Source organism: Lentzea kentuckyensis, assembly GCF_002150765.1.
Classification (GTDB): domain Bacteria; phylum Actinomycetota; class Actinomycetes; order Mycobacteriales; family Pseudonocardiaceae; genus Lentzea; species Lentzea kentuckyensis.
Genome location: NZ_MUYM01000002.1, coordinates 136,763 through 154,748, shown reverse-complemented (window position 1 = coordinate 154,748; position 17,986 = coordinate 136,763). Strand labels below are relative to the sequence as shown.

Genomic DNA, 17,986 nt, shown 5'->3' with positions numbered 1-17,986 from the left:
GCCGAGGATCAGGTGCGCTCAGTCCTTCAGTTCGCAGATCACGGTGCCCTGGGTGATCGGGTCGCCGGGCGCGGCCGCGAGACCCGTCACGGTGCCCGCCTTGTGCGCCGTCACCGGGTTCTCCATCTTCATGGCCTCCAGCACCACGATCAGGTCGCCGGCCTCGACGGTCTGCCCGTCCTCGACGGCCACCTTCACGATCGTGCCCTGCATCGGCGCCGCCACCGCGTCACCGGAGACCGCGGCCGAACTACCGCCCGTCCGCTTCGACTTCGGCTTCTTCGCGGCGGCAGCGGCCGGGCGAGCAGAACCGACCGCGAGATCACCCGGCAGCGACACCTCCAGGCGACGCCCGCCGACCTCGACGACCACGGTCTGCCGCGGCGTCTCCTCCTCGGTCTCGGACGCCCCGCCGCTGAACGGCGCGATCTGGTTGTCGAACTCCGTCTCGATCCACCGCGTGTGCACGGTGAAACCTTCGGGCTTCTCGGCGGTGAACGCCGCGTCGCGCACGATCACGCGGTGGAACGGCAGCACGGTCGCCATGCCCTCCACGACCATCTCGTCCAGCGCGCGGCGGGCCCTGGCCAGCGCCTCCTCGCGGTTCTCCCCGGTGACGATCAGCTTGGCCAGCAACGAGTCGAACTGCCCGCCGATCACCGAGCCGCTCTCGACACCGGCGTCCACGCGCACACCCGGACCGGACGGCGCGACGAACGACGTCACGGTGCCCGGCGCGGGCAGGAAGCCGCGACCGGCGTCCTCGCCGTTGATCCGGAACTCGATGGAGTGCGCCCGCGGCGTCGGGTCCTCGGTGTGCTTGAGCTTCTCGCCGGCCGCGATGCGGAACTGCTCGCGCACCAGGTCGATGCCGGTCGTCTCCTCCGACACCGGGTGTTCGACCTGCAGCCGGGTGTTGACCTCCAGGAACGAGATCGAGCCGTCGAGCCCGACGAGGTACTCGACCGTGCCGGCGCCGTGGTACCCGGCTTCCAGGCAGATCGCCTTGGCGGAGCTGTGGATCGTGGCGCGCTGCTCGTCGGTCAGGAACGGCGCGGGCGCCTCCTCGACCAGCTTCTGGTGCCGGCGCTGCAACGAGCAGTCGCGGGTGCCGACGACGATCACGTTGCCGTGCGTGTCGGCGAGCACCTGCGCCTCGACGTGCCGCGGCTTGTCCAGGTAGCGCTCGACGAAGCACTCGCCGCGGCCGAACGCCGTGACGGCCTCGCGGACCGCGGAGTCGAACAGCTCGGGGATCTCCTCCATCGTGCGCGCGACCTTCAGGCCACGCCCACCGCCGCCGAACGCGGCCTTGATCGCGACCGGGAGCCCGTGCTCCTGCGCGAACGCGATGATCTCGTCCGGTCCGTTGACGGGGTCCTTGGTGCCGGGCACCAGCGGCGCGCCCGCGCGCATCGCGATGTGCCGCGCGGTCACCTTGTCGCCGAGGTCGCGGATGGCCTGCGGGGTCGGGCCGATCCAGATCAGGCCCGCGTCGATCACGGCCTGCGCGAAGTCCGCGTTCTCGGACAGGAAGCCGTAGCCGGGGTGCACCGAGTCGGCACCGGACTGCGCGGCGGCGGCCAGCACCTTCTCGAACGACAGGTAGCTCTCGCCGGGCGTGTTGCCGCCGAGTGCGAACGCCTCGTCGGCGAGCCGGACGAACGGCGCGTCCCGGTCGGGATCGGCGTAGACGGCGACGCTCGTCAGACCGGCGTCACGGCAGGCGCGGATGACCCGGACGGCGATCTCACCGCGGTTCGCGATGAGGACCTTGCGCAGCGACACGGCGTCGTACCTCCTGCTGGACCGGTAATTACGGCTCTGGCTGGTGCCGCAGTCTACGGAAATCGACGAACTCCGAGAGGGAGAGACGCCTCACTTCACATCCATCGTGAGGCCATCGGCCACAATCTGCGATGTGGGTGGAGCCAGGTCCGTGCAGGTGGTCGCCGTCGTCGCCGCCGTGGTCGTCGTCGCAGGGGTGGTGTTCGCCTATTTCCAGCGGCCCCACAACACCGATTCAGGTCAATCCGGCAACGACGCCGGAATGAGGTGCGGGACCACCGTTTGCCAGGTCGTCCTCGGCAAATCGGTCGGCAAGGACCTCGTGGAACTGCTCAGCGGCACCGGTGGCGGGCGGATCCGGGTGACCGGCGAGTCCGGCCCGTTCATCTTCGAGATGACCATCGCCGAGTCCGGTGCGGTGGTGAACGACAAGTCGCTGGAGTGCGCGACCGCGACGATCAGCGTGTGCCTGATCCGGGGAGCGCACAACGGCGAGTGGCTCGGTGAGGTGCTGATCCGCAAGGACGGCACGTGGTCCCGCGGGCAGACCGCCTACCTGGCCAACGCCGGGTATCTCGGGCTGCACGACGTCAACGAGGACGGCACCGCGGACATCGTCGCCGCCCAGTTCGCGTGCGACGGCCAGTGTGCCAACGCGTTTTTGCAGGTGTTCTCCGTGCTGGGGCCGAACATCGGCTGCACGACGGCGGAACAGGGGCGGGACCAGCTTCCCGGCTGGCCCACCCCGGCGCCGAAGATGTCGCAACTACGTCCCTGCAAGGACCGCTAGTGCGGTGGCCACCGCACTAAGCAGGCTGCCGGAAGTTGTGTCCGTTACTCGTCTGGCGCTCTGCCCTGGGCTCTCATGGCGTCTGCAAGTACCACCAACTCAACATCAACAGGCGTGTTTCTACACCCAACAGGGGTCGCTTCCCTCTGAGAACACCGCAGCGGCTCGACAGGCGGCGACGAGATCGGGTGTAGTTGACGCGATTCGATCAAGAGTTGGTGGTACTTGCAGGACACTGTGGGCACCCAGCGAGGCCAGAGGGTTCGGATACCACTTTCGGCCAGGTGCTTAGGCGTCGACGAGGTCCTTCTCGGCCGGAGCGGCGGGCTCCTCGATCAGGTTCTCACTGCGCGCCACCAGCACCGGCACGGTGATCTGGCCGGCCACGTTGGTCGCGGTGCGGATCATGTCGAGAATCGGGTCGATCGCGTAGACCACGGCCACACCGGTCGCGATGACCTGCGGCGGCAGGCCGACCACGCTCAGCGTCAGGGTGAGCATCGTGTACCAGCCGGTCGTTCCGGCGGTCGCGAGCGCGCCGAACACGGCCACCAGCACGATGCCGACGTACTGCCACACCGAGAGCTGGATGCCGAACAGGTTCGCGATGAAGATCGTCGCGACGGCCGGGTAGACCGCGGCGCATCCGTCCATCTTGGTCGTCGTGCCCAGCGGCACGGCGAAGTTCGCGTACTCGGTCGGCACGCCGAGGTCCGTGGCCGCCTTGCGGGACAACGGAAGCGTGGCACCGGACGACCGCGACACGAACGCGAACTGGATCGCGGTGGCCGCCTTGCGGAAGAACTCGACCGGCGAGGTCCTGCCGACGAACTTCAGCAGGATCGGGTAGACGACGAACAGCACCAGCAACGTGCCGATGTAGACGGCCAGGATCAACGAGAACAACGGCTTCACGAACGAGTTGCCGTACGAGGCGACCGCGTTGCCGATCAGGCCGAAGATGCCGATCGGCGCCAGCAGGATGATCCAGCCGACGACCTTCTGCACGATGTCGAAGAACGAGCGGACCAGGTTCGTGAACGGCGCGGCCTTCTCACCGAGCGCGTAGGCGGCGAAACCGACCAGCACCGCGATGAACACCACCTGCAGCACCTCACCCTCGGTGAAGGCGCTGAAGATGTTGGTGGGCACCAGGTTCTCCAGCAACGCGTTCCACGAACCGGACGCGCGCTTGGCGAGCTTGTCGACCGCGCCGGCGGCGGGCTCGATCTGCACGCCCTGGCCGGGCTTGATGATCGCGCCGACCGCGAGGCCGATCAGCACCGCGATGAACGACGTGATGGCGAACCACAGGAACGTCTTGCCGCCGAGGCGCGCGGCGGTGCGGCCGCCGCCGAGGTTCCGCAGCGACGCGATGCCGACGACGATCGCGGTGAACACCAGCGGGATCACGGTCAGCTGCAGCAGCGCCGTGAAGGTGGAACCGATCTTGGCGAGCACGGGCGCGAGCCACGTGCCCTTGCCGAGCCAGCCGGCCAGCGCGCCGAGAACGAGCGCGCCGAGGACGGTCAGGCCGAAAACCTTGGGCTTGCGGTAGGTCTGGACGAAGGACACTGGAACATCTCCTGGGCAGGGATGAGCGAACAGGGGCTGGGAGCGTTAGCTCCGACAGCCCGTGCTCGTCCTGCGTGCCAGGTCTATGTGCCTGCGACGCGTCAAGTACTCGTTCACCGCTAGCCCCCAACGCCGGCGTTGAGGGCAGTCTTCCCTGATCAGGCCAAGTGTGACCAGGACTACCAGAGTGTGGACACGGAAACACCCACCTGGCCGAGCAGCCTCCGGGTGATGGGCAGGCTGATGCCGATGACGGAGCTGTGGTCGCCGTCGATACCGTCGATGAACCAGCCGCCGCGGCCGTCGATCGTGAAGCCGCCCGCGACGTGAAGCGGCTCACCGGTCGCGATGTACGCCTCCAGCTCCTCGTCCGACGGCGTGCCGAACCGCACGACCGTCGACTCGGCGGCCGACGCGCGGTCGACGACCTTGCCGCCCGAGACGAGCAGCACGGTGTGGCCGGTGATCAGCACGCCGCTCTTGCCGGCGACCCGCCGCCACCGTTCGCGCGCGACCTCGGCCGTGCCGGGCTTGCCCACGAGCTCGCCCTCGAACAGCAACATCGAGTCGCAGCCGATCACGACGCACTCGTCGTCGTGCTCGATCGCCTCGGCCTTCGCCGCGGACAACGCGACGACGGTCTCCTCGGGGGTCGGGTTCTCCAGCGACGCGACGAGGGCGTCCTCGTCGACGCCGGAGACGCGGACGACGGGCTCGACGCCCGCGGACCGCAGGACGCTAAGACGGGCGGGTGACTGGGAGGCCAGGATCAGACGCACCAGCGGAGTCTCGCACGCCCGTTTCGCGCCTCATCAGCACCGCCGCGCTCACCCCGACGACCGTCGACACGACCAGCACGAGCAACGCGGCGCGGGTGGCCGCGGTGAAGTCGTTCGTCGCCGCCAGGACGACCTGCAGCACGGCACCGGTGCCCGCGCTGCCGAGCACGTTGCCGAACTGCCGCGAGGTGTTGTAGATGCCGGCGCCCGCGCCCATCAACGCCGGATCGAGCGTCTTCGTGGCGATGTTGGTGAGCGGCGCGTACACCATCCCCATCCCGCCGCCGACCACGACCAGCGCGGGCAGCATCACCCACGGCGACCCGCCGCCCAGCTGCAGCGTCGTCACTCCCATGCCGAGCCCGAGCAGCGTGAAGCCGGTGATCGGCAGGTACTTCGCGCCGGGCCCGTTCGACAGCCGTCCCGCGAAGAACGCCACCACCCCGGACGCCAGCGAGGTCGGCGCCGTGAACAGGCCGGCCTCCAGCGCCGACAGCTTCGGCACGGTCTGCACGAACAGCACGAGCGGCACGAACAGCCCGGTGACGGAGAAACCGATGATCATGTTGGCGACGTTGCCGAGCGAGAAGTTCCGATTGCCGAAGATCCGCAACGGCAGCAGCGGCTCGGGATTGCGCCGGGCCGCCTGCCACAGCACGAACACGACCAGCAGCACCGCACCCGTGACGATGATCTCGGCGATCGTGATCGGACCGGCGACCCGGCCCCATCCGTAGTGCTCACCGTTCTGCACACCGAACACGACCAGCCCGAGCCCGAGGCAGCACAGCACGATGCCGAGCACGTCGAACCGGTGCGACCGGCCGGGGCGCCAGTCCGGAACCCAGCGCAGCACCAGCGTCAACGCGAGCACGCCGAGCGGGATGTTGACGAAGAAGATCCACTCCCAGCCGAGCTGGGTGACGAGCACGCCGCCGAGCAGCGGTCCGGACACCGTCGCGAACCCGGCGACCGACCCCCACATGCCCAGCGCGGCACCGCGCCGGTGCGGCGGGAACAGGTGGGTGATGAACGCCATCGTCTGCGGCGTCATGGCCGCGGCGCCCAGGCCCTGCACGGCGCGGGCGGTGATGAGCAGCTCGGCGCTGGTGGCCAGTCCGCAGGTCAGCGAGGCCAGCACGAAGATCGTGAGGCCGGCGAGGTAGACGCGCTTCGGCCCGAACCGGTCGCCCAGCCTTCCGGTCAGCAGCAACGGCACCGCGAACGTCAGCAGGTACGCGCTGTTGACCCAGATGATGTCGTTGAGCGTCGCGTGCAACCCCTCGATCATCGAGGGCATCGCGACGTTCACGATGGTCGTGTCCAGCAGGATCATGAAAAAACCGACGCAGAGCGCGGCGATCGCCCGCCAGGCCGCACGCTCGGTTCGAGTAGTACTACTGATGCGCGATCACCTCTCTCGTCGGCACTCTCGACCGAGTGAAGCGCTGGGTGCTTGTCCTCACCGAACGCGGTTCCGATCGCGAAGGCAAGCGCAGACGGATCGCGGCCCTGCTCGTCGTGCTCGGCGGGCTCATTGGATCGTGGGCCGTTGGAAGCGTGCTCGCGAGCGACCCGATCGGCTACGGAGTCCCGGTCTGGCCGTTCGCCGACCGGCTCGATCGCGCGGAGAACGCGCTGCTCAGCCAGGTCGTGCCGGCGGTGCGCGACAACCTGCCGCTGAACCCGGCCGTCGTCCAGGTGCTGCGCAAGACCGACGCCTACGGCAGCGAGTTCTGGACCCTGAAACTCAAGGTCGACGGCGAAACCCGCTGTCGCGAGGTCGCCGTCGCCCTGAACGTCAGCAGCCGACGGGTGTCCTGCTGACCGATCTTGTCGGACCCCGTGAGTACGTTGAGATGCAGGGGTTCCCAGCTCGGGGGTACCCCTGCGCGAGCCTGCCTAGCAGGGGAAACCCGAGGCGCGCCAGGCGCCCGGCCCGTGTTGCAGCGGGCGCCGGACCCGGCGGGCCGGGTTGGCCCACTCCGACCGGACAACAGGCTTGTCCTCAACAGGCGCGGCCGAAGCCAGCCCCGCGATGACAGCGGTCAGCGCCGCCAGCTGGTAGTCGTCCGGCGTGCCTTTGACGACCCGGAGCAGCGGCTTTTCCTGGGGCTTCTCGTCCGGCGCGGTCACAGCGGGATGTTCCCGTGCTTCTTGGGCGGCAGCGTCTCCCGCTTGTCCCGCAGCATCGACAGCGCCCGCGCCACGTAACCGCGGGTGTACGACGGCGGGATCACCGAGTCGACGTACCCGCGCTCAGCGGCCTGGTACGGGTTGCACAGCGTGTCCTCGTACTCCTGCTGGAGCTGGGCGCGCAGGGCGTCGACGTCCTCGCCGTTCTGCGCGGCGGCGGCCAATGTCTTGCGGTGCACGATGTTCGCCGCGCCGGAAGCGCCCATGACGGCGATCTGCGCGGTCGGCCACGCCAGGTTGATGTCGGCGCCGAGGTGCTTGGAGCCCATCACGTCGTACGCGCCGCCGTACGCCTTGCGCGTGATGACGGTGACCAGCGGAACCGTGGCCTCGGCGTAGGCGTAGATCAGCTTGGCGCCGCGGCGGATGATGCCGTTCCACTCCTGGTCGGTGCCGGGCAGGAAGCCGGGCACGTCGACGAACGTCAGCACCGGGATGTTGAACGCGTCGCAGGTGCGCACGAACCGCGCGGCCTTCTCGGAGGCGTCGATGTCGAGGCAGCCGGCGAACTGGGTGGGCTGGTTCGCGACGACGCCGACGCTGTGGCCGTCCACGCGGCCGAAGCCGACGAGGATGTTCGGCGCGAACAGCGGCTGGACCTCCAGGAAGTCGCCGTCGTCGAGCACGCGGTTGATGACCTCGTGCATGTCGTACGGCTGGTTCGCCGAGTCCGGGATGAGCGTGTCGAGCTCGCGGTCCTCGTCCGTGATCGAGTCGGAGATCGAGCCCGCGGCCAGGGTGCCCTCGAACGTGGGCGAGTCGCTCAGGTTGTTCGACGGCAGGTACGACAGGAGTTCCTTGACGTACGCGATCGCGTCTTCCTCGTCGGTGCCGAGGTAGTGCGCGTTGCCGGACTTGGTGTTGTGCGTGCGACCGCCGCCGAGCTCCTCCATCGTCACGTCCTCGCCGGTGACGGTCTTGATGACGTCGGGGCCGGTGATGAACATGTGCGAGGTCTGGTCGACCATCACCACGAAGTCGGTCAGCGCGGGGGAGTAGACGTGACCGCCCGCGTTCGAGCCCATGATCAGCGAGATCTGCGGGATCACGCCGGACGCGCGGACGTTGCGGGTGAAGATCTCGCCGTAGAGGCCGAGCGAGACGACGCCCTCCTGGATGCGGGCGCCGCCGCCCTCGTTGATGCCGACGATCGGCCGGCCGGTCTTGATCGCCAGATCCATGATCTTGACGATCTTCTCGCCGTACACCTCGCCGAGCGAGCCGCCGAAGACCGTGACGTCCTGGGAGAACACGCACACCGGACGGCCGTCGACGGTGCCGTAGCCCGTCACCACGCCGTCGCCGTACGGGCGGTTCTTCTCCTGGCCGAAGTTCGTGGAGCGGTGCCGGGCGAGTTCGTCCAGCTCGACGAACGAACCGGGGTCGAGCAGGAGGTCGATGCGCTCGCGGGCGGTCTTCTTGCCCTTCGCGTGCTGCTTCTCGACCGCGCGTGCCGAGCCGGCGTGAACCGCCTCGTCGTTGCGCCGGTAGAGGTCAACGAGCTTGCCCGCGGTGGTGTGGACGTCCGGGGCGCCTGATGCGTCTGGGGGGACGTGCCCGATCGGCTCGGTCGCACTGCTCATGGGCCCGGAGCCTAACGAGAGCATTGCTGAACTGCCTCGTGCAGTTGTCCAGGTCACGGCAATCTGTTGGTCATCTCTGATCGCACGTACTCTCTCTCGTTCCAATAGCCTGGCGCGATGGACATCGCACTCGACGCCGAGGCGCTGCGCGCACGGCTGGTAGCACCCAACGGCCCGTACGCCGCTCTTGATGTCGTGGCGACCACTCAGTCCACGAACGCGGACCTGGCCGCAGCCGCTGCTGCGGGCGCCCCGGACCGGACCGTGCTGATCGCGTTGGAGCAGACCGCGGGGCAGGGCCGTCGTGGCCGCACCTGGTCGTCGCCGCCGGGCGGTCTCTACGTCAGCGTGCTGTTCCGGCCGACCGACGTGCCGGCGCAGCGGTTGCCGTGGCTCAACCTGATCGCTGGTCTGGCGCTGGTGCGTGTCGCCCAGTCGGTGGGTGTCGAGGCAACGTTGAAGTGGCCGAACGACCTGCTGCTCGGCCCGAAGGCCGAGAAGGGCGCCGGGATCCTGTCCGAGATCACCGCCGGCGTGGCGCAGGCCGTCGTCGTGGGCATCGGTCTGAACGTCGCGAAGCTGCCTGCCGGCGTCGAGCCCGCGCCGGGTGGTCTCGCGCCGACGTCGCTGGAGGACACCGGCGCCTCCGAGCTGGATCGAGGCGAGCTGGCGTTCCGGCTGCTGGTCGAGCTCGCTCAGCTGGAAGGCGTGTGGCGCAAGAACGGCGGTGACGCGGTCGAGTCCGGCGTGCTGGAGGAGTACCAGGAGCACTCGGCGACCGTCGGCGAACGCGTTCGCGTCGAACTTTCAGGTGGTGTTCAGCTTCAGGGGACGGCGCAGCGCATCGAGCCCGACGGCACGCTGGTCGTGCGCGGAACCGATGGGGTGGACCACGGCGTGTCCGCAGGTGACGTGGTGCATTTGCGTCCGGCGTGATTAGGGTTGGCCCATGGCCTATCCCGACGACCTGCTGAGCTCAGGCGAGCACGTCGTGATCCACAAGCACCCCCACTGGAAGATGCTGATCTTCCCGGTGTTCTGGCTGCTGGTGGTGGTCGCGATCGGCACCTACCTGGCCGGTCTCGTCGTGGACCAGTCGTGGGCCTCCATCGCCTGGATCGCGCTGGCCGTGATCGGCGTCGTGCTGATCCTGTGGCTGACGATCGCGCCGGTGGTGCGCTGGCGGACGACGCACTTCATCATCACCTCGGACCGCGTGATGTACCGCGAGGGCGTGTTCAAGCGCACAGGCCTCGACATCCCTTTGGCTCGTGTGAACAGCGTGCGGTTCGAGCACTCTCTGATGGACAGGGTGCTGGGCTGCGGCACGCTGATCATCGAGTCGGCCTCGGACGAGCCGCTCGAGTTCGACGACATCCCGTCCGTGGAAAAGGTGCACACGATGCTGTACCGCGAGGTCAACGACAACCCCGACGACGACTACCACCCCGGAGCGCTCGATGGGCGCGCGTGAGGCAGGGCTGCCCGACGTCGTTCCGTCCGGTTCGCTGCCCTCGCGGGTGACGATCTGGGAGGTCGGGGCTCGGGACGGGCTGCAGAACGAGTCCGTGGTCGTGCCGGTGTCGGTGAAGCTGGAGTTCCTGGATCGCCTGGCTGCTGCCGGACTGTCCGTTTTGGAGGCCACCTCGTTCGTGCATCCCAAGTGGGTGCCGCAGTTGGCTGATGCCGCCGAGTTGTTGTCGGGGCTGGTGCCGCGGCCCGGGGTCGTCTATCCGGTGCTGGTGCCGAACGAGCGCGGGCTCGATCGTGCGCTGGAGGCCGGGGTCTCGCACATCGCGATCTTCGCGTCGGCCACGGAGACGTTCGCGTCGCGGAACCTGAACCGGACGCTGGACTCGCAGTTCGAGATGTTCGAGCCGACTGTTTCTCGTGCGCTGGCAGCGGGGATGGACGTGCGCGGGTACGTGTCGATGTGCTTCGGCGACCCGTGGGAGGGCCCGGTCGCCCGGTCGCAGGTCGTTGCGGTCGGTGAGCGGCTGCTGGAGATGGGCTGCTCGCAGTTGTCTCTTGGGGACACCATCGGGGTGGCTACGCCTGGGCAGGTGGAGTCGTTGCTCGAGGGGTTCCGGGACGTCTCCCGTCTGGCTGTCCACTTCCACGACACGTATGGGCAGGCGTTGTCCAACACCCTTGCCGCTTTGCGTTGTGGGGTGACCACTGTGGACTCTTCTGCCGGTGGGCTGGGCGGGTGTCCGTACGCGGAGTCGGCCACTGGGAACCTCGCTACTGAGGACCTGGTGTGGATGCTCGACGGGTTGGGGATCGAGACCGGCGTCGACCTGGACAAGTTGGTCGAGTGTTCGGTTTGGATGGCTGAGCAGTTGGGACGGCCTAGTCCTTCTCGGGTTGTGCGGGCGCTCGCGAAGTGAACATGCCGGTCGCGATGAACCGGTAGACGAGCTCGTCGCCGCGCCGGGCCGTGCCCTCGAACTCCACCAGCCCGAGCGTCGGCCTGCTCTTCGACAGGCGTGCGCTCAGCACCTCCGCGGCGAACGTCAGTGTGTCGCCGGGGTACACCGGAGCCAGCCAGGACAGTTCGCGGCCGCCCGGCGAGCCCTGGGAGGTGGAGTCGGACAGGACCTCGTCCACCCACCGGCGCATCCACAGTGAGGCCGTGTACCAGCCGGAGGCGGACAAACCGCCGAAAATCGAGGACTTCGCCGCTTCGTCGTCCAGGTGGAACGGCTGTGGGTCGAACTTCTTCGCGAAGTCCACCATGTCGTCCCGGTCGACGACGACCTCGCCGAGCGGGATGATTCGGCCTGCAGGCAGATCCTCGTAGGCGATCACGCGTTGATCCTACGTAACTGAATCCGCTGGGAACCGATCTAAGGGCAACGGCGTCCAAGAGCCCGAGCCCAGGGCTATGCGTGTGAGAGGGGACTCGGTGGACGACCACCGTGCGCAGGTCGAGGAGCTGCTGGCCGACTATCGGCGCAGCCGTGAGCAGTTGGCGTCGGTTCAGCGTGAGCTGGCGGCTGTGTCCGGGCGGGCTGTCAGTCCGGACGGGACGGTCACGGCGGTTGTCGGGAGTGGGGGGAAGCTCGCGGCGCTGGAGTTGTCCGAGCTGGCCTATCGGCGGCATCGGCCTGAGCAGCTGGCCGCGTTGATCGTGCGGACGGTTGCGGAGGCGGCTGCTTCTGCCGCTGAGGACACCTATCAGGCGTTGAGCGCGGTGTTGCCCGCCTCGACTGATCCTGCCGCGCTGGTGGCCGGTACCGCCGATCTGCGGCCTGCGGAGTACGCGGACGAGGACGAGACCCTGGACCTGGGGCGGCAGCCCGCTCGTCGGCGGGTCGATGACGACGAGGACAACGAGCAACGGGAGAGCTGGCTCGACTCCGAGCTCATCAACAGGAGGGTCCGATGACCGGGTACGGGGCCGACCTCGAGCGGCTGGACGCCGGAGCGCGCGACTTGCGTGGGTTTGCCGGGCAGGCCACGGAGATCGCGGGGACGTTGGACAAGGCGCTGGCCGCGTTCGGTGCCTGTTGGGGGGACGACGCGGTGGGGCGCAGTTTCGCGGCGTCGCACGAGCGGCCTTCCGGTGATGCGGCTGGGACGTTGTCCGGGCTCGCCACGACGTTGGGGGACGTGGGCGACAAGCTCGCCGCGACGGCCGAGACGTATCGGCACGTCGAGCAGAGCAACGCGTCCGCGATGAGAAGGTTGGACGGCTGACATGGGCATCGAGCTTCCCGTCGAACTCACCGAGGTCGCGGCCAAGGCAGGTGTCACGTGGCCCAAGGCCGACGAGGACGCCATGCGTTCCAGCGCCACCGCGTGGCGCGAGGCCGGGGACAAGATCAAGGGGTTGGGCACGTCGTCCGACGGCGCTGCCACGCGTGCGTTGAGCGGGGTCACCGGTGCCACCGGGGATGCCGCGCGTGGGCGGTGGGCGAAGGTCGTGGCGCCGGACGGCGATTTCCAGCGGGCGGCTCGTGGGTGTCATGCGGCCGCCGACCGTCTTGACCACGCCGCCCAGCAGGTGGGGGCCGCGAAGGTCGAGATCGTCCGCGAGCTCACGACGCTGGCCAAGAACAACGACGCCGCGCACGCCTCGGCCAACGCCGGCAACCCCAACGCGTTGCTGGGCCTCGACACGTTGACCAAGGGGGCCGCGGCCAACGTCGCGAACCTCCAGAACACGTTGTCCTCCGCCATCCGCCTGGACAGCGGTGTGGACATGAGCCAGGCCTCACCGCCCGTCAACACCGCGCCCGGTGCCCACGGGCCCGGCGGTGGTGGCGGTCTGTTGTCGCCTGTCACGAACGTTGTGGGCGGCGTGGTGGCTCCGGTCGCCGCTGCCGTCGAACCCGTTGTCGCCGGAGCTGCTCCTGTCGTTGGTGCCGTCACCGCGCCGGTGGCTCCGGTCGTGGGTGCCGTGACGGCTCCGGTCGCGCCTGTCGTCGGCATGGTGACCGATGCCGCTGCCCCGGTCATGAACGCCGCTGCTCCCGTGACCGCGCCCGCCGCGGCCGTGGTGATGCCAGCCGTTGACGCGGTGCCCGGTGGCCATGACGCGGTCGGACCCGCGTTCGGCGAGGGAGACGGCCACGGTCGTGGTGAGGGCCCGGGCAACGGTCCGGGTGACGGTTCCGGCCGAGGTCAGAGCGGCCCTCCGGTGCTGCCCGGGCTGGTCGCCGAGGTGGGTCAGGCGGTCACTCCGGCCGTCGCGCCCGTCACGCACGTGGTGGGAGAGGCGATCCCGAGCGTCCAGGGCACTCTCGGCCCGATCGCTGAGGGAACGACCCAGACGTCGGCCGCGGTTCTCGAGCAGCCGTTGATCCGTGGCGGCGACGTGCACGGTGCGCCCGCTGCCGCCGGACCCGCGCCTGCTGCTGCGGCGCAGGCGGCTCCCGCGAGCCCAGCTCTCGGTGGTGCGCCGATGGGTGGCGTCCCGGCAGGAGGCCCGATGGGTGGTCCCGTCGGTGCTGTGGGCGGTGCGATCGGTGGAGCCGTGGGTGGTGTGCCGTCGGCGACCTCCGCGGTTGCGTCCCAGGTCGGTGCGGTTGTGGGACAGCAGGGTGGTGCACAGGCACCCGGCCAGCAGGGACAGGCCGCCCAGCAGGCCGCCAAGGCCGCGGACGCCAAGAGCGTGGACGCGAAGGCCGCCGAGGCCAGGGCGACCGAAGCGAAGGCCGCGGAAGCCAAGGTCGGCGAGGCCAAGGCGGGCGCGCAGGCCGTTGCCGGGAAGTCGGGCTCCTCGGTCGCGGGCCAGGCGAGCCAGTTCGGTGGCCAGGCGGGCACTCAGGCCGGACAGGCTCAGGGGCCGGGACAGACCGGTCAGGCCCAGCCCGGGACGTCGTCGACCGGCCAGGGGTCGGGTGCACCGGCGGCTGCCAAGGATCCGGCCAAGGACCTGACGAAGGACGCCCTGGACGCGCTGCAGGACGGTTCCGCCGACGCTGCGGCCGGGGGCGAGCGTGGCGCGCAACAGGTCGTCGACACCATCACCTCGCCGTCGGCGCCGTTGGCCGGTGTCGACCTCGGCGGTGGCTCCGGATCGCTCACCGACCGCCTCGACAACAGTCGTGACCAGGCCCTCGGCGCCGGCGTCGGCTTCGACATCGCCCGCCACGCCTACACCGCGGCGGCGGCCGGCAGTTGGTTCATGGCCGTCTTCCTGTCCGCGGGTCAGGGGCCGCGGCTCGCCCCGAAGCCGGCCAGGCAGCTCCCGCCCCCGGCGCAGCAGGACGACGAACAGCTGATCCCGCGGTTCGCCCCGCACGACCACCCGCAGGCCGGGCTGGTCGACACGGCGGAGTCGCACCCGGCTGAGGCGACCGAAGGGCTCGGCAAGGATCACCCGGTCGTGCAGGAGCTGATCGAGGGCTACGACGCGTTGGCCGGCATGCACGAACGCGACTGGGAAAGCCTGTTCCAGCACGAGGACGGCAGCCCGCGCTGGCCGGTCGAACGCGAGGGCGGTTACGAGGACAGCCGGCCGGAGGTCCTTCAGCAGGGCGCCGAGCTCGACCGGTTCGGCACGCCGGAAGGCCGTGTCCTCAGCAAGGCCGGCACGCCCTTCGCGCAACGCTCGCTGCCGCCGTCCGCGCTCGACGAGGGCTACCGCCGGTACCGGGTCGAGAAGGACCTGCCAGTGCACCGGACGATCAGCGCGCCGTGGTTCGGCCAGCCCGGCGGCGGAAGTCGTTACCGCACCACCTGTCCCGTCGCGGACCTCGTCGCGCTCGGCTACCTCACGGAGATCACCGCATGAACGTCGAGAGCCTGCCCGAGTGGCTGACGAAGATCGGCGTACCGGACGACGTCGTCAGTGTCGGTGAGGAGGCGGACCAGCGCTGGTGCCTGCTCACCGAGACCGACGACGACGTGGTCAAGGGCTACGAGGTGTTCTGGCAGGAACAGGGCAACCGCTACGACTGGGCCCGGTTCGACGACGAGAGCGTGGCGTGCCACTACCTCTTCGGCCGGCTCGCCTGGGCTCAGGTCGCGCGCGGAACCCTCACCGTGCCAACAGCTTGAGCGCGTCCTCGTGCAGGTGGCCGTTCGACGTCAGCACGCTGCCGCCGTCGTAGCGCTCCTCGCCGGTGAGCGAGGTGAAGCGGCCACCCGCCTCGGTCACCAGCACCTGGAACGGGGCGATGTCCCACGGGTTCGCCACGCACTCGGGTGCCAGGTCGATGGCGCCCTCGGCGACCAGGCAGTGCTGGTAGAAGTCGCCGAACGCGCGGCTCTCCCAGGTTGCGTCGACCAAACGCAGCCATGCCTCGCGTGAGTGGTACTCCACCCACGACTTGATGTCGGTCGTCGACACGTACGCGTCTTCGAGAGAGCGCACACCGGACACGGAGATCGCGCGCTCGCCGGAGGCGTCCGACGCGAATGCGCCGCCACCGGCAGAAGCCCACCAACGGCGGCCCAGCGCGGGCGAGGACACGACACCCACGACCGGGGTGCCGTCCACGACCAGGGCGATCAGCGTTGCCCAGATGGGGACGCCGCGCAGGAAGTTCTTGGTGCCGTCGATCGGGTCGAGCACCCAGACGCGCGAGGCGTCCAGCGTGCCGCCGCGCTCCTCGCCCATGACGACGTCGTCAGGGCGTTCCGCGGCCAGCACCGCGCGCACGGCGTCCTCGACCGCGACGTCGGCATCGGTGACGGGTGTGCGGTCCGGCTTGCGCTCCACGGCGAGGTCGTGAGCGCGGAATCGGGCCGCGGTGATCGCGTCGGCGGCGTCGGCGAGGCGGAGGGCGAGTTCGAGATCAGCATCGTGGGGTGACACGCGGCGATCGTTCCACGAATACGCTGTGGCCGTGAGCGTGGTGTTGCTGGCCGAGGACGATCCGGCCATCGCGGAACCTCTCTCCCGCGCGTTGACGCGAGAGGGCTATTCAGTGCAGGTCGTGGGCGACGGGCCGAGTGCCTTCGACGCCGCGATCGCCGGGGGCATCGATCTGCTGGTGCTCGACCTCGGCCTGCCCGGCATGGACGGACTGGAGGTGTGCCGCAGGCTTCGCCAGAACGGCAGAGGCATACCCGTGCTGATGCTCACCGCACGAGCCGACGAGGTCGACTTCGTGGTTGGACTCGACGCGGGCGCCGACGACTACGTCGCGAAGCCGTTCCGCCTCGCCGAGCTGATGGCCCGCATCCGGGCCCTGCTGCGCCGCCGGGCTCCGGGCACGTTGGAGGTCAACGGCGTGCGCGTCGATCTGGCTGCCCGCCGCGTCACCGTCGACGGCGGGGAGATCCAGCTCGCGAACAAGGAGTTCGAACTGCTCAAGGTGCTGATCCAGCGCGCGGGGCAGGTCGTGAGCCGTGACGAGATCCTCTCCGAGGTGTGGAACGACCCGGACCTCAAGGGCAGCAAGACGCTCGACATGCACATGTCGTGGCTGCGCCGGAAGCTGAGCGACGGCACCCCCAACTCGGCCGAGAAGCACATCGCGACCGTGCGCGGCCGCGGCTTCCGCTTCAACGCCGACTGATGCGCCGCCGGATACTGCGGGCGATCCTGCTCGCCGTCGCCGTCACGGGGTTCGTGCTCGGCATCCCGCTCGGCTACACCGCCCTGCAGCTCGTCGAGGACACCGCTCGCGGCGACCTCACCGAACGCGCCCAGCAGATCGCGACCACGCTCGACGACCAGCTCGCCAACCGGCGGGGCATCGACATCGAGGCCGTGAAGATCGCCATACCCACCGACGGCCGGCTCACCGTGGTGTCCGGCGGCGTCACCAGCGCCACCGGTCCGTCACCCGGCGCCGACCCGCTGACCGCCGAGCTGCCGATCGCCCAGCAGGGCACCGTCCGGCTGGAGATCCCCTCCGGCCCGATGCACACCGCCCAGGCCCAGGTGGCCGGTCTGGTGCTGCTCCTGCTCGCGGTCTCCGTCGGCACCGGCACCATCGTCGCCCTGGTGACCGCGCAAACGCTTGCCCGTCCGCTCGGCCACGTCGCAGCCCGCGCGTCCCGCCTGGGCGCCGGCGACTTCCGCGCCGACGAGCAGCGCTACAACATCTCCGAGCTGGACGCGGTCTCCGAGGCCCTCGACACCTCGGCCACGGCCCTGGCCCGCCTCGTCCAACGCGAACGCGAGCTCGTCGGCGACGTCTCCCACCAGCTCCGCAGCCGCCTGACCGCCCTGCAGCTGCGCCTGGAGGCCCTCGCCGAACACCCGGAACCCGAGACGGCCATGGAAGCCCGCGCGGCACTGGAACAGGCCGAACGCCTGGCCGCCGTCCTGGACGAACTCCTCGCCGCCGCCCGCGCCGCTCGCGCGGTCGGCGCCGAACCGCTGGAACTGCGCCCGGCGCTGAACGCCATCGCCGAGGAGTGGCGCGAACAGGTCAAGAGCCACGGCAGAAGCCTGCGCGTCCGCGTCCCGGACGGCCTGCTCGCCCGCGCCACGCCCGCGCGCCTGCGCGAGGCCATCGGCGTGCTGCTGGACAACGCGCTGCGCCACGGCGAGGGCTCCGTCGTCGTCTCCGCTCGCGGTGAGGACGGCACGGTCGTGGTCGAGGTCAGCGACGGCGGTGCGGGCGTGCCCGACGAACTCGCGGCGCACATCTTCGAGCGCGGAGTCTCAGGCGGCGGCTCGACCGGTGTGGGCCTGGCGCTCGCACGCGCGTTGGTCGACGCGGACGGTGGCCGGTTGGAGCTGTCGACGGCGCGCCCTGCGACGTTCGCCGTGTTCCTGCCGGTCCCGAAGGCTCACGACGTGGTCGGGATCCCCTGGAAGGCGCCGGGCACCCCGCGCTGAGTTGATGGCACGCGGGGCCCTTTCG

General features: G+C 69.7%; 19 protein-coding genes. 11 read left to right on the top strand and 8 right to left on the bottom strand.

Features of this window, described 5'->3' with window-relative positions:
- Positions 1–18 precede the first annotated feature (18 nt).
- Positions 19–1,788 carry an acetyl/propionyl/methylcrotonyl-CoA carboxylase subunit alpha gene (locus B0F77_RS01550; protein WP_086660909.1) on the bottom strand — a complete coding sequence of 590 codons (1,770 nt, stop codon included), beginning with the start codon at positions 1,786–1,788 and terminating at the stop codon, positions 19–21.
- 133 nt (positions 1,789–1,921) lie between these two features.
- On the opposite strand from B0F77_RS01550, the gene B0F77_RS01545 reads away from it, so the two are divergent.
- On the top strand, positions 1,922–2,578 hold the full coding sequence (locus B0F77_RS01545; protein ID WP_143466519.1) for a hypothetical protein: 657 nt from the start codon (positions 1,922–1,924) through the stop codon (positions 2,576–2,578).
- A 288-nt stretch (positions 2,579–2,866) separates the two neighbouring features.
- Here the strand turns inward: B0F77_RS01545 and B0F77_RS01540 are convergent, their stop codons facing one another.
- The 3 genes from B0F77_RS01540 to B0F77_RS01530 form a co-directional block, all read right to left on the bottom strand.
- Positions 2,867–4,153 (bottom strand): dicarboxylate/amino acid:cation symporter, encoded by a 1,287-nt coding sequence (locus B0F77_RS01540; protein ID WP_086660907.1) that lies wholly within the window; start codon positions 4,151–4,153, stop codon positions 2,867–2,869.
- Positions 4,154–4,332: 179 nt separating this feature from the next.
- The gene (locus B0F77_RS01535) at positions 4,333–4,932 is read right to left on the bottom strand and encodes a Maf family protein (protein WP_086660998.1); all 600 of its coding nucleotides are present in this window, start codon (positions 4,930–4,932) and stop codon (positions 4,333–4,335) included.
- A complete protein-coding gene (locus B0F77_RS01530) occupies positions 4,892–6,295 on the bottom strand; it encodes a DHA2 family efflux MFS transporter permease subunit (protein ID WP_281252459.1) in 1,404 nt (467 codons plus the stop codon). Before B0F77_RS01530 ends, B0F77_RS01535 begins: the two co-directional genes overlap by 41 nt.
- Positions 6,296–6,372: 77 nt before the next feature.
- Between B0F77_RS01530 and B0F77_RS01525 the strand changes: the two genes are divergently transcribed.
- Positions 6,373–6,759 carry a hypothetical protein gene (locus B0F77_RS01525; RefSeq protein ID WP_086660905.1) on the top strand — a complete coding sequence of 129 codons (387 nt, stop codon included), beginning with the start codon at positions 6,373–6,375 and terminating at the stop codon, positions 6,757–6,759.
- 75 nt (positions 6,760–6,834) lie between these two features.
- Here B0F77_RS01525 and B0F77_RS01520 read toward each other — a convergent pair whose 3' ends face one another.
- Positions 6,835–7,068: an acyl-CoA carboxylase subunit epsilon gene (locus B0F77_RS01520; protein ID WP_086660904.1), complete on the bottom strand. Its 234-nt coding sequence runs from the start codon at positions 7,066–7,068 to the stop codon at positions 6,835–6,837.
- A complete protein-coding gene (locus B0F77_RS01515; RefSeq protein WP_086660903.1) occupies positions 7,065–8,711 on the bottom strand; it encodes an acyl-CoA carboxylase subunit beta in 1,647 nt (548 codons plus the stop codon). The genes B0F77_RS01520 and B0F77_RS01515 overlap by 4 nt, the downstream gene beginning before the upstream one ends.
- 117 nt (positions 8,712–8,828) lie before the next feature.
- Between B0F77_RS01515 and B0F77_RS01510 the strand changes: the two genes are divergently transcribed.
- From B0F77_RS01510 to B0F77_RS01500, 3 genes are read left to right on the top strand one after another with little or no spacing between them, the layout of a single operon-like run.
- Positions 8,829–9,647, top strand: a complete 819-nt coding sequence (locus tag B0F77_RS01510; protein WP_086660902.1) for a biotin--[acetyl-CoA-carboxylase] ligase — start codon at positions 8,829–8,831, stop codon at positions 9,645–9,647.
- A 13-nt stretch (positions 9,648–9,660) separates the two neighbouring features.
- The gene (locus B0F77_RS01505; protein ID WP_086660901.1) at positions 9,661–10,185 is read left to right on the top strand and encodes a PH domain-containing protein; all 525 of its coding nucleotides are present in this window, start codon (positions 9,661–9,663) and stop codon (positions 10,183–10,185) included.
- Positions 10,172–11,101 carry a hydroxymethylglutaryl-CoA lyase gene (locus B0F77_RS01500; protein ID WP_086660900.1) on the top strand — a complete coding sequence of 310 codons (930 nt, stop codon included), beginning with the start codon at positions 10,172–10,174 and terminating at the stop codon, positions 11,099–11,101. The genes B0F77_RS01505 and B0F77_RS01500 overlap by 14 nt, the downstream gene beginning before the upstream one ends.
- Here the strand turns inward: B0F77_RS01500 and B0F77_RS01495 are convergent.
- Entirely contained in the window at positions 11,064–11,522 is a 459-nt protein-coding gene (locus B0F77_RS01495) for a MaoC family dehydratase (RefSeq protein ID WP_245847762.1), read from the bottom strand. The two genes, B0F77_RS01500 and B0F77_RS01495, sit on opposite strands and share 38 nt — an antisense overlap.
- A gap of 97 nt (positions 11,523–11,619) precedes the next feature.
- Here B0F77_RS01495 and B0F77_RS01490 point away from each other — a divergent pair, with 97 nt between their 5' ends.
- The 4 genes from B0F77_RS01490 to B0F77_RS01475 are packed head-to-tail and all read left to right on the top strand — an operon-like array spanning position 11,620 to position 15,221.
- Complete coding sequence (locus tag B0F77_RS01490; RefSeq protein WP_086660899.1) at positions 11,620–12,102, top strand: YbaB/EbfC family nucleoid-associated protein; 483 nt, start codon at positions 11,620–11,622, stop codon at positions 12,100–12,102.
- Complete coding sequence (locus B0F77_RS01485; RefSeq protein WP_086660898.1) at positions 12,099–12,413, top strand: WXG100 family type VII secretion target; 315 nt, start codon at positions 12,099–12,101, stop codon at positions 12,411–12,413. The genes B0F77_RS01490 and B0F77_RS01485 overlap by 4 nt, the downstream gene beginning before the upstream one ends.
- Position 12,414: 1 nt before the next feature.
- Positions 12,415–14,955, top strand: coding sequence for a TNT domain-containing protein (locus tag B0F77_RS01480; protein WP_086660897.1), 2,541 nt, complete (start codon positions 12,415–12,417; stop codon positions 14,953–14,955).
- Positions 14,952–15,221 (top strand): HAD family hydrolase, encoded by a 270-nt coding sequence (locus B0F77_RS01475; protein ID WP_086660896.1) that lies wholly within the window; start codon positions 14,952–14,954, stop codon positions 15,219–15,221. Before B0F77_RS01480 ends, B0F77_RS01475 begins: the two co-directional genes overlap by 4 nt.
- Here B0F77_RS01475 and hisN read toward each other — a convergent pair.
- Entirely contained in the window at positions 15,202–15,981 is a 780-nt protein-coding gene (gene hisN / locus B0F77_RS01470; protein ID WP_245847761.1) for a histidinol-phosphatase, read from the bottom strand. The two genes, B0F77_RS01475 and hisN, sit on opposite strands and share 20 nt — an antisense overlap.
- Before the next feature lie 31 nt (positions 15,982–16,012).
- On the opposite strand from hisN, the gene B0F77_RS01465 reads away from it, so the two are divergent.
- Positions 16,013–16,687 carry a response regulator transcription factor gene (locus B0F77_RS01465; RefSeq protein WP_086660894.1) on the top strand — a complete coding sequence of 225 codons (675 nt, stop codon included), beginning with the start codon at positions 16,013–16,015 and terminating at the stop codon, positions 16,685–16,687.
- Positions 16,687–17,961, top strand: coding sequence for an ATP-binding protein (locus B0F77_RS01460; protein WP_086660893.1), 1,275 nt, complete (start codon positions 16,687–16,689; stop codon positions 17,959–17,961). Before B0F77_RS01465 ends, B0F77_RS01460 begins: the two co-directional genes overlap by 1 nt.
- Positions 17,962–17,986: the final 25 nt, after the last annotated feature.

Bases quoted from the DNA above. Each gene is read 5' to 3' on its own strand.
- B0F77_RS01480 (WP_086660897.1), top strand. From the start codon at position 12,415: ATGGGCATCGAGCTTCCCGTCGAACTCACCGAGGTCGCGGCCAAGGCA.
- B0F77_RS01510 (WP_086660902.1), top strand. From the start codon at position 8,829: ATGGACATCGCACTCGACGCCGAGGCGCTGCGCGCACGGCTGGTAGCA.
- B0F77_RS01515 (WP_086660903.1), bottom strand. From the start codon at position 8,711: ATGAGCAGTGCGACCGAGCCGATCGGGCACGTCCCCCCAGACGCATCA.
- B0F77_RS01505 (WP_086660901.1), top strand. From the start codon at position 9,661: ATGGCCTATCCCGACGACCTGCTGAGCTCAGGCGAGCACGTCGTGATC.
- B0F77_RS01475 (WP_086660896.1), top strand. From the start codon at position 14,952: ATGAACGTCGAGAGCCTGCCCGAGTGGCTGACGAAGATCGGCGTACCG.
- B0F77_RS01485 (WP_086660898.1), top strand. From the start codon at position 12,099: ATGACCGGGTACGGGGCCGACCTCGAGCGGCTGGACGCCGGAGCGCGC.
- B0F77_RS01460 (WP_086660893.1), top strand. From the start codon at position 16,687: ATGCGCCGCCGGATACTGCGGGCGATCCTGCTCGCCGTCGCCGTCACG.
- B0F77_RS01500 (WP_086660900.1), top strand. From the start codon at position 10,172: ATGGGCGCGCGTGAGGCAGGGCTGCCCGACGTCGTTCCGTCCGGTTCG.